This window comes from Streptomyces gelaticus (assembly GCF_014649535.1).
Taxonomy (GTDB): domain Bacteria; phylum Actinomycetota; class Actinomycetes; order Streptomycetales; family Streptomycetaceae; genus Streptomyces; species Streptomyces gelaticus.
In genome coordinates this window covers 63,021-72,755 of the sequence record NZ_BMTF01000009.1, presented here as the reverse complement: position 1 = coordinate 72,755, position 9,735 = coordinate 63,021, and the positions used below count along the sequence as shown (strand labels likewise).

The 9,735-nt window shown below is 71.0% G+C and carries 10 protein-coding genes; 7 read left to right on the top strand and 3 right to left on the bottom strand.

Annotated elements, in window-relative coordinates; all coding sequences use genetic code 11:
* Positions 1-133: 133 nt before the first annotated feature.
* Together IE107_RS15785 and IE107_RS15780 are read left to right on the top strand one after the other, a co-directional pair.
* On the top strand, positions 134-1,729 hold the full coding sequence (locus IE107_RS15785) for a LysM peptidoglycan-binding domain-containing protein (protein WP_189544390.1): 1,596 nt from the start codon (positions 134-136) through the stop codon (positions 1,727-1,729).
* A gap of 213 nt (positions 1,730-1,942) precedes the next feature.
* Positions 1,943-2,833, top strand: coding sequence for an SCO0930 family lipoprotein (locus IE107_RS15780; RefSeq protein WP_189544389.1), 891 nt, complete (start codon positions 1,943-1,945; stop codon positions 2,831-2,833).
* Between the two features lie 37 nt (positions 2,834-2,870).
* Here the strand turns inward: IE107_RS15780 and IE107_RS15775 are convergent, their stop codons facing one another.
* Positions 2,871-3,170 (bottom strand): DDE-type integrase/transposase/recombinase, encoded by a 300-nt coding sequence (locus IE107_RS15775; RefSeq protein ID WP_229866972.1) that lies wholly within the window; start codon positions 3,168-3,170, stop codon positions 2,871-2,873.
* Positions 3,116-3,358: an IS3 family transposase gene (locus IE107_RS36125; protein ID WP_373302454.1), complete on the bottom strand. Its 243-nt coding sequence runs from the start codon at positions 3,356-3,358 to the stop codon at positions 3,116-3,118. The genes IE107_RS15775 and IE107_RS36125 overlap by 55 nt, the downstream gene beginning before the upstream one ends.
* Between IE107_RS36125 and IE107_RS34910 the strand changes: the two genes are divergently transcribed.
* From IE107_RS34910 to IE107_RS15750, 5 genes are all read left to right on the top strand, one after another.
* Positions 3,353-3,556, top strand: coding sequence for a hypothetical protein (locus IE107_RS34910; protein ID WP_229866971.1), 204 nt, complete (start codon positions 3,353-3,355; stop codon positions 3,554-3,556). The two genes, IE107_RS36125 and IE107_RS34910, sit on opposite strands and share 6 nt — an antisense overlap.
* 349 nt (positions 3,557-3,905) lie before the next feature.
* Positions 3,906-5,060, top strand: a complete 1,155-nt coding sequence (locus IE107_RS15765) for a PP2C family protein-serine/threonine phosphatase (protein ID WP_229866970.1) — start codon at positions 3,906-3,908, stop codon at positions 5,058-5,060.
* Between the two features lie 524 nt (positions 5,061-5,584).
* Positions 5,585-7,072, top strand: a complete 1,488-nt coding sequence (locus tag IE107_RS15760) for an extracellular catalytic domain type 1 short-chain-length polyhydroxyalkanoate depolymerase (RefSeq protein WP_189544386.1) — start codon at positions 5,585-5,587, stop codon at positions 7,070-7,072.
* Between the two features lie 229 nt (positions 7,073-7,301).
* Complete coding sequence (locus IE107_RS15755) at positions 7,302-8,078, top strand: CoA transferase subunit A (protein WP_189544385.1); 777 nt, start codon at positions 7,302-7,304, stop codon at positions 8,076-8,078.
* Position 8,079: 1 nt separating this feature from the next.
* On the top strand, positions 8,080-8,739 hold the full coding sequence (locus IE107_RS15750; RefSeq protein ID WP_189544384.1) for a CoA transferase subunit B: 660 nt from the start codon (positions 8,080-8,082) through the stop codon (positions 8,737-8,739).
* Between the two features lie 142 nt (positions 8,740-8,881).
* On the opposite strand, the gene IE107_RS36120 is transcribed toward IE107_RS15750, so the two are convergent.
* On the bottom strand, positions 8,882-9,076 hold the full coding sequence (locus IE107_RS36120) for a hypothetical protein (protein WP_373302450.1): 195 nt from the start codon (positions 9,074-9,076) through the stop codon (positions 8,882-8,884).
* Positions 9,077-9,735 lie beyond the last annotated feature (659 nt).

Here is a 9,735-nt window from a genome sequence, read left to right as displayed (position 1 = left end):
CGTTCGGCACCTCCTAACGGGGCGGTCGACGTTTCGGTTCAGCTCGTTGAACCGACCCGGGGCTCGGCGCGTGTGACGGCCGACGCATCAGCAGTGCGCGTCACCAGGCCCCGTACGGAGGAGGACGAGAAAGATGCGCGACGCCCCGAGGACGACGAACGATGCGCGGCGGCCGGCGCCGTGGCGCACGACGGCACGGGTGACGGCGGTGTGCGGCCTGGTGGCCGTCACCTGGCTGGCGCTGCCCGCACCGGCGCAGGCGCTGGGTTCCGTACGGGCTCCGGATTCCGTACGGGCTCTGGACTCCGCACCGGCACTGGCGGCCGTGCGGATGCAGCCTTCCCGGGCGCTGCGGGCCGACGAGGTGACGAAGTACTACGTGGTCAAGTCCGCTCAGGAGAACGGAGGCGAGCAGGAGACGCTGTTCGGGATCGCCCAGCGCACCCTCGGCGACGGCGACCGGTTCGAGGAGATCCTGGTCCTCAACAGCGGGCGCCAGCTGCCGGACGGTTCGGCCTTCGTGAGCCCCGACCAGCTGACCCCGGGCTTCCCGCTGATCCTGCCGGAGGATGCGGACGGGCCCGGCGTGGAGTTCGGTGTCCTGCCCGAGGAGAACGCCGACGCGGCGAAGCCTCCCGCACGGAGCGCCTCCCCCTCGCCCCGTGCCGCGGCCGGCCGGGGCTCGGGACAGTTCGCCGGGCTCGGCGACCGGCTCGGGTCGCCTTGGCTGATCGGGGGTGTCGCCGGCGCCGCCGTACTCACCGTGGTGATCGTCGCGCGGCGTCCGATCGGCCGGGCCGTGCGCGCCACCGGCTCCGGGATCGCGCGGGCCGCCCGGGTACTGCGGCCGCGGCTGCCGCGCAGCCTGGCACTCGCGCTGCGGCGGCGTCGGCGGGGCGCGCTCGCGCGGCGGCTCGCGGCGGACACCCGTACGCCGGTGATGGTGCGGCAGGCCCTGCGCGAACTGATCCCCGCCGACGCGGCGGAGGCGGAGCGTCCGGTGCGGGTCTACAGCGTCCTCGCCGAACCCACGAAGCTGCTCGCGTCGGTGTCGGGGGCGCACACGGCGCCCGCGCCGTGGACCGCGCTCGAACCGAATCGCTGGGAGCGCACCGGACTGCCCTCCGTCATCGAGGGCGATCCGGCGGCCGACGTGACGCTCGCGCTGCCGCACCTCGCCCGGATCGGGGTGAGCGAGCGGGGCGCGCAGGTCATGGTGGACCTCGGGCAGATCAACGGCGCGCTGAGCGTCAGCGGTGACCTCGTCGTCGCGCAGGACACCGTGGCGGCGCTGGTGCGCGGGCTGCTCGAACTGCCGCGGCAGAGCACGGTGGTGGTGTCGGTGGACCCGGGCGCGAGCGCCCTGCCCGGCCTCAACGGTCTGGTCCGGGTCCGCTCCGTGTCGGAGGTGAAGGGCAAGGCCCCCGAGGAGATCCTCAACTCCGCCGAGGAACTGGGTGTCGGCCTGGTGCGTGGCGCGGCCCGTACGGGCGAGGTCACCGGGTTCGTCGTACTCCAGGACGCGCCGACCGCCGAGGAGGCGCGGGCGCTCGCGGACCTCACCGGGTCCGCGGGCGGCGGCTGGATCGTGCTGACGGTGGGCGACGTACCGGGTGCGCACTGGCGGTGGTACGCGGAGAACGACGGCAGCGTCGACCTGGGCGTCCTGGGCCTGCAGGTGGTCGTTCCCACGCAGACGTTGGCGGGGGCGGGCACGGGGCGGGTCTGACAGCTCGCGGCCCGGTAAAAGAATTTCCCGGGGATTGAACCTCCCCGCCGCATCGGCCGTTTTCACAGTGACAGTGACCGGCCAGAAGGAATTCCGGGACCAGAAACTCCGCCCCGGCAGTCGGCCGACTCCTCCCCTGCTGCCGGGGCGGGCCATTGCTTCAGCATTTCAGTGAAAAGCCAATTCCCCAAGATTTCCGAAAGAGGGATACCCATGCGTAAATTCACCTATGCACCGGCCGCGTTCACGGTCGCCGCGGTCATGCTGACGGCGGCCTGCGGAAGCTCCGGGGGCACGGCAGCGACCACCACCGCTTCCGCCGAGCGCGCCGCCTCGACGAGCAACGGTGCGCAGCCCTCGCAGGCGGGCCGGCTCAGCGTCTGGAAGAGCGAGAAGCTGGGCCCGGTCGTGACGGACGGCGCGGGCTTCACCTTGTACCGCTTCGACAAGGACACGGCGAAGCCGCCCGCTTCCAACTGCGCGGGTGACTGCGCCGCGGCCTGGCCGCCGGTGCTCGCCGATGGTGCGAAGGCAGGCCGCGGCCTCGCCCCCGGGCTGCTCGGCTCGGTGAAGCGCGCCGACGGCACGAAGCAGTTGACCCTCGCCGGATGGCCACTGTACCGCTACGCGCAGGACACGGCGCCCCGGCAGACCCGCGGTCAGGGCGTCGGCGGCACCTGGTTCGCGGCAGCGCCGGACGGCACAAAGGCGAAGGCGCAGGCGCAGGAGGCTCCGAGCGAGCCAAAGGGGCTGCCAGCCCTGTCCACGGTCGACGACGAGGATCACGGCACGATCATCCGCGACGGCAAGGGACGCACGCTCTACCGCTTCACCAGGGACACCGCCTGGCCGATGAAGTCCAACTGCGAGGGCACCTGCCTGAAGAAGTGGAAGCCCGCCAAACTCGTCGACAAGAAGGACATCAAGGGCATCGACCCGAAGCTGATCACCCCGTACACCCGCCCCGACGGCACGAAGCAGCTCACCATCGACTGCTGGCCGCTCTACTGGTACACCGGCGACGAGAAGCCCGGTGACACCAACGGCCAGGGATTGAACAGCACGTGGTTCACCGTGCGGCCCGACGGCAAGCTGGCCAAGTAGTCGCATCGCCCCTGAGGGGGACCGTGCCGCGCGTCGGTCAAGGATGAGGTTCCCCCGTTGTGTGGGGGTGGCTGACCAGCTGGTCAGGGTATCGACAGCCGTGGCCGGCGTGGTGGATGAGCTCACCGGGGGCGACTTCGCGGCTGGCCAGGGCATACTCCAGCGTGGTCAGGACCAGGTCGGCGTCCGCGCGGGCGGAGGTTTCCCAGGCCACCACCCGGCGGGAGAACGCGTCGCGGATCGCGGACAGCCACAGCGGGCCCTCCCCGGTCGCGATCATGGTCAGGCCGGTGACCCACAGCCGGTTCGGCACGTTCGCGGTGAAGTCGCGTTGCACCAGGTCGGGGGCCAGTTCCGCGTCCGGGTCACGTCGGGTGAAGCCCTTGCCCGCCGGGGACTGATCCCGGCCAGGCCGGCCTGGCGCATGAGCCGTTCAACGCGTTTGCGGCCGACGTGGACGCCGTCACGCTGGAGAACGGCGTGCACGCGGAGTGAGCCATAGGTCCCGCCGGAGTCGGCGTGGATCTGCCGGATCTTCCCTGTGAGCTCGGCGTCCTGGCGGCGTCGCTCGCACGGCTCCTTCTCGGCCTGACGCCATCGGTAGCAGGTGGAGGAAGGGATGGAAAGTTCCCGGAGTACGGGCTCGCCCCCCAGGTGCGGGCGGGCATCGACGAACGCGGCAACACGATCCCCACCCCCTGGACACGCCTCAACCACACCTGAACGGCAGAATCCGTGGAGAGCCCGGTACTCGGAGACGGGTACGCCGGGTTCGGCGAGCGGCACGGAGAAACGGACCGGTGGCAACACCGGCACCGCGCTCCGTGTCAACTCAACAAGCCCCCGCGCGAAGATCCTGACATGCCATTGGCTGGAGCAATGGACGGCACGAAGCGTTGCGGGGCAGCAGGATGGACGTCTTGCCCACATCATGTGCCAGGAGTCCCGCGTGTACAGGCTGTTCGAGTGGAGCCGCCAGGAGCAACGTCCGCATGCAGGCCCACACGGCGGCTTCATCGTCGGACCGAGCAGCGTCCACGCCTGCGCCGCTCGCTGTGCTACGGAGTGAGCAGTGAGGTGGCCGAGCCGCCGCAGGGCGGCGAGTGGCGGGGCAGCGCAGCCGGGCGGCGGGGGCCCGCAGGTGCCGCCCGCGCCCGTGTGGATGCGGTGGCTGCCCGCCTTCTATGTCGCGGGCATTCTGGTGCTCGAACCCCTGACGCCCGTGCAGTGGCCGGTGAGCTTCCTGCTCATCGCCCTCCCCGTGATCGCAGCCTTCGCCCACGGCCCCGCTGTCGTCGCCGGCGTCACCGTGTTCGCAATCGTCTTCGAAGGAGTCCTGGCCGGCACCCCGTGCTGCGCGGGCCGCCCGGTGAGCTACGTGTGGGAGCGCCACTACGTGGCCACCTACCTGAGCACCGCTGTGGTCGGCGTCCTCGGAACATTCCTGGCTGCCCACCGCGTGCGCCGGGAACGCACCCTCGCCAACGTGCGCTTCGTGGCCGAGATCGCGCAGCATGTCCTGCTGAGCCCGGTCCCGCACCGCATCGGCCCACTTCTGATCGAAGCCCTCTACCTGTCCGCCGCTGCGGAAGCACGTATCGGCGGTGACCTGTATGAGGCCGTCCCCACCACGCACGGACTCCGCATTCTCATCGGCGACGTCCGCGGCAAGGGACTCCCCGCCGTCGAGACGGCCGCCACCCTCCTCGGCGCCTTCCGCGAGGCCGCCCACGACGAACCCGACCTCGCCGCCGTTGCCCGCCGGGCGGAGACGAGCATGAATCGCAGAGCCGCCCGCCTGGCCGGAAACGACGTGGGCGAGCGCTTCGTCACCGCTGTCTTCGCGGAGATCCCCCGCCGCCGCGTGGTCCGCATCGTCAACTGCGGCCACCCCCCGCCCCTCCTCATCCGCTCGGACGGGGTCACCGAACTGGAGACGGCCGACCCCGCGCCGCCGCTCAACCTGGGCATGCACCTCACGGAGGCCTACCGGGTCGATGAGTACCCCTTCGGTCCCGGCGACCAGTTACTGCTCTACACCGACGGCGTCACGGAAGCCCGCGACCGCACTGGGGCCTTCTACCCCCTCCGCCGACGTGTCCTTTCCTGGGGTCCTCTCCAGCCCCGAGAACTCCTCGACCGCCTCCACCACGATCTCCTCGTCTACAGCAGCAACCGCCTCCACGACGACACCGCGGCCCTCGCCATCTACCACCTGCCCGAATAGAAGTGCCCCGAAGATCCTGAAAATCGCGCGACGCCGCCTGGCGGCCGGCCAGGCGGGGGTGGTCGGGGCCGCCCCGGCGGGCCGGGCGACCCTGCCGTGGGCGGGCGGGCGCTACCCGGTCGCGAGCCAGTGCTCCTGCGCCGCGCGGTGGCACGGCGTGAGCGCACGCAGCCGGTCCGGCAACGCGTCGGCGCCAAGGAGTCGGCGTGGGTGCCACTCTCGATGCGGCAGGAGCGCCAGAGGGCGTGGGTTCGCCGGAGCCGCCCCGGCGGGCCGGGGAGTGGGCGTGAAGGCGGCCACGGCTTGGGTCGCCGTGCCCGCTCTTGCCCCTCAGAGGCTCGGCCATACCTGGCCGATCTCGCTGTGGGCCATGGATGCCTGTCACACAGGAATTCCGGCACCACTGGCTGCCCTGCCCATGTCAATACCATCCAGCGCGCCGTGATGATGCCCGTCACACCGCTCACCGGTCGTCGCCCGGTGCCGGTGTACGACCGATCCCCCCACATCAGGAGGCAGTCGTCATGGGACCGTCGCACCCTCCGCTCCGCTTCACGAAGAGCCGCCGCCTCGTCAGAGGCATCCACCGCTGGGTCACCGCCGCCGCGGGTGCCCTTGCCCTGACCGGCGGCCTGGTCGCCGCAGGCCCGCAGGCGTCCGCCGCGGGTCTGACTCAGATCACCGCCTTCGGCAGCAATCCCGGCAATCTGTCCATGTACACCTATGCACCCGACGCGCTGCCGGACGACGCCCCGCTGGTAGTCGCACTGCACGGTTGCACCCAGAGCGCGAGCGACTACTACGCCCACTCCGGCTGGCCGACGTTCGCCGACCGCTACGGCTTCGCGCTGGTCTTCCCGCAGACGAGCAGCGCCAACAACGCCAACTCCTGCTTCAACTGGTTCGAACCCGGGGACGGCAAGCGCGATCAGGGCGAGGCACTGTCGATCAAGCAGATGATCGACAAGGCCGTCGCCCAGTACGGCAGCGACACTCGGCGGGTGTACATCACCGGCCTGTCCGCCGGCGCCGGCATGACCGCGAACATGCTCGCCGCCTACCCCGACGTGTTCGCGGGCGGCGCCATCGACTCCGGGCTGCCCGCGTTCTGCGCGAACAGCGTATCCGCGGCGTACACCTGTATGTACAGTCCGCCGGACAAGAGCCCCGCGCAGTGGGGCGACCTGGTGCGCGCGGCTGCTCCCGCCGGCACGGCCTCCTGGCCCCGCGTCGCGATCTGGCAGGGTACCGCCGACACCACCGTCAAGCCCGCCAACGCCACAGAACTGCGTGACCAGTGGACGAACGTGTGGGGCCTCGGCCAGACGCCCACCCGCACCGAGAACCTCAGCGGGGGGACCACGCTCAGCATCTACGACGACGCCTCCGGCCGGCCCGCCGTCGAGGTCTACTCCATCTCCGGGATGGCACACGGCCTCGCAGTCGACCCGGGCAGCGGCCCGGAGCAGTGCGGCAGCACCGGCACCTACTTCCTCGACACCATCTGCTCCAGCTACCACACCGCCCGCTTCTGGGGGCTCGACGGCGACGGCCCGAGCACCGGTTCCCTGCCCGCACCCACGGGACTGAAGGTCACCGGCACCACCGACACCACCGCCGCCCTCAGCTGGAACGCGGTCGACGGTGCGAGCTCGTACACCGTCTACCGCGGCGGTGCGAAGGTGGCCACCACCACGTCCACCACCGCCACCGACACCGGCCTGGCCACCGGAACCGCCTACAGCTACACAGTGGCGGCCGTGGACGCGGCGGGCGCGGCAGGCGCGGTATCCGCGGCGGTGACCGCGACCACGACCGGCTTCACTCCCACGTGCCACACGGCGAGCAACTACGACCACGCAGCGGCCGGGCGGGCCTACCAGAACGGCGGCTACACCTACGCCAACGGCTCGCACCAGAGCATGGGCCTGTGGAATACGTTCACCACGCACACGCTCAAGCAGACCGGACCCGGCTACTACGTCGTTGCGGACTCCGGCTGCTCGGTCTGAGCATCGCGCGGCTCCGGTGGACGACGGCATCAACCGGGGCCGCGCGCAACATCGACGTCCCCCGAGGCTCCACCAGCACAGCGGTGACCGCCATACAGGAGGGGGGTGATGTATGGATGGCCGCCATGGCCGCCTCTTCGCCGCCTGCCTAGGCTCGCTGCTCGTCGCTTGCAATGGCACCGGCGCTGACCAGCAGGTCGATCCGGTTGCCTGAGGGAAAGGGTTCCGTATGGGGCTGGACAAGACAGTGGCGAGCGCGGCAGAGGCGGTGGCCGACATCTCGGAAGGCGCCTCGCTCGCCGTGGGCGGCTTCGGACTGTGCGGGATACCAGGCACGTTGATCAACGCGCTGTGGCAGAGCGGAGTGAACGACCTCAAGATCGTCTCGAACAACTGCGGCGTCGACGACTGGGGCCTCGGCCTGCTGCTCGCCGCCGGCCAGATCTCCCGTATGACGAGCTCCTATGTGGGCGAGAACAAGGAGTTCGCCCGCCAGTACCTGGGCGGTGAGCTCGAGGTCGAACTAGTCCCCCAAGGAACGCTGGCGGAGCGGCTGCGGGCCGGCGGCGCCGGGATCCCCGCCTTCTACACCCCTGCGGGCACTGGAACCCAGGTCGGCGAGGGCGGACTGCCCTGGCGGTACGCGCCCGACGGGTCGGTCGCCCTCGCCTCCCCCGCCAAGGAGACACGGGAGTTCGACGGGCGCCCGTACCTGCTCGAGCACGGCATCACCACTGACTTCTCGCTGGTCCGGGCGACCATCGGCGACCGGCACGGCAACCTGGTCTTCCGCTCCTCGGCCCGCAATTTCAACCCGCTGGCCGCCATGGCGGGCCGGATCACCGTCGCCGAGGTGGACTACCTCGTCGAACCCGGCGAGCTCGATCCCGACGAGGTCCACCTGCCCGGCATCTTCGTCCAACGCGTGGTCCAGGTAGCTCCCGGCGACCCCGCGGCCGAGCGGCGCATCGAGCGTCGGACCGTACGACAGGAAGGCGACGCCTGACATGGCCCTCACCCGCGAGCAGATGGCGGCCCGAGCCGCCCGGGAACTGACCGACGGCAGCTACGTCAACCTCGGCATCGGCCTCCCCACTCTCATCCCCAACCACCTGCCGCCCGGCATCGAGGTCGTTCTTCAGTCCGAGAACGGCATCCTCGGGGTGGGCCCCTACCCGACAGAGGACGAAGTCGACGCCGACCTCATCAACGCGGGCAAGGAGACCGTCACCACGCTGCCCGGAGCCTCGTTCTTCGACTCCGCCCTGTCCTTCGGCATGATCCGCGGCGGTCACATCGACGCCGCCGTCCTCGGGGCGATGCAGGTCTCCTCCTCCGGCGACCTCGCCAACTGGATGATTCCCGGCAAGATGGTCAAGGGCATGGGTGGTGCCATGGACCTCGTCCACGGCGCCGGCCGGGTCATCGTCCTGATGGAGCACACCGCCAAGGACGGCAGCCCCAAGCTGGTCAGCGAATGCAGCCTGCCGCTCACGGGCCGCGCCGTCGTCCAGCGCGTCATCACCGACCTCGCCGTCGTCGACGTCACCGGAGACGGACTCCTCCTCGTCGAGCTCGCTCCCGGCGTCACCGTCGACGAGGTCCGGGCCGCCACGGCCACGGAACTGACCGTGTCGGCGGCACTCGACGTCGTGCCCACCACCTGACCGGCCTCTGCCCGAGGACTTCCGGGCCCGTCGGCGGCCCGGCCAGCCGGGACGGGCCACCCGGCGGATCGAGCCGAAGTCCTGCCCACGGGAGTGTCAGAAATCCTCCCGCCCCCGCCCCCGCGGAGGTCTTGGCGCACGGTCACCTTGGGAAGGCGAACGAAGGTGACCGTCCGCAGCAGGAGGCGATCGCGTGCCGAGGCCAGGACCATGCCTTCGCGTTCTCGCTCCCAGATCGCGAAGGTGCGGCGCGGCAGCCCGACAACCGCTCGGCTGTTTCGCCGGGTTGTGCGGTCACGCCCGCGAAGCCGGCCAGCCGGCGGGCCGGACGGGTCATGTCGGGCGCGGTCGGGGACAGGGAGAGCTGGACGACCTCGCGGCCGGATCGGTCACGGTGTTGCAGAGGCGCACCGTGACGGTGGTGCCGGCCACTTCGATGGACTCGTACGTCCGGTCGGTGTAGCCAAGACCATGGCCGAACGGGTACGGGGGGTCGCGCCGGACTCTTCCCACCTTGTGTCCGATGAACACGCCTTCTGTATAGGGGAGTTCACCGCCGTCCGGCACGACCTGCGTGACCTGGGCATTGGCGGGGGCGCCCCCAATGGTGGGCAGTCGGCCGCCGGGCTCCGGGTACCGCCGGGGGCGGTGAAGCTCACGCCGTGCAGCACCGGGGACCGGCCTGCGTAGGCGAATTCCACACCGCCCACCCCGACCGTCGGGGGCGGGCGCGACGTGGTGACGTCGGTGGGCGCCGAGTCGATGTCAGGTGCTGCTTCGGCAACGCCGCCGCGAAGCCGAACTCACCGCTCTGTTCGACACCGCCGGCGACCTGGCCGCCCCTCGCCTCCACCAGTCCGTCAGCAGGTCGTGGGACCGCCGGCCCTCGGGCCGGGCTGGGCGTTCCGCCACGTGCCGGCCGAGGTACTCCAGCAGGCTGCCGATCGCTTCGTCGATCTCCTCGCCGGTCGCCGCCGTGGTACTCAGCAAGCCGCC

Coding starts and splice junctions, on each gene's coding strand:
- IE107_RS15760 (WP_189544386.1), top strand. CDS start 5,585: ATGGGACCGTCGCACCCTCCGCTCCGCTTCACGAAGAGCCGCCGCCTC.
- IE107_RS36120 (WP_373302450.1), bottom strand. CDS start 9,076: ATGACCCGTCCGGCCCGCCGGCTGGCCGGCTTCGCGGGCGTGACCGCA.
- IE107_RS15785 (WP_189544390.1), top strand. CDS start 134: ATGCGCGACGCCCCGAGGACGACGAACGATGCGCGGCGGCCGGCGCCG.
- IE107_RS15755 (WP_189544385.1), top strand. CDS start 7,302: ATGGGGCTGGACAAGACAGTGGCGAGCGCGGCAGAGGCGGTGGCCGAC.
- IE107_RS15750 (WP_189544384.1), top strand. CDS start 8,080: ATGGCCCTCACCCGCGAGCAGATGGCGGCCCGAGCCGCCCGGGAACTG.
- IE107_RS15780 (WP_189544389.1), top strand. CDS start 1,943: ATGCGTAAATTCACCTATGCACCGGCCGCGTTCACGGTCGCCGCGGTC.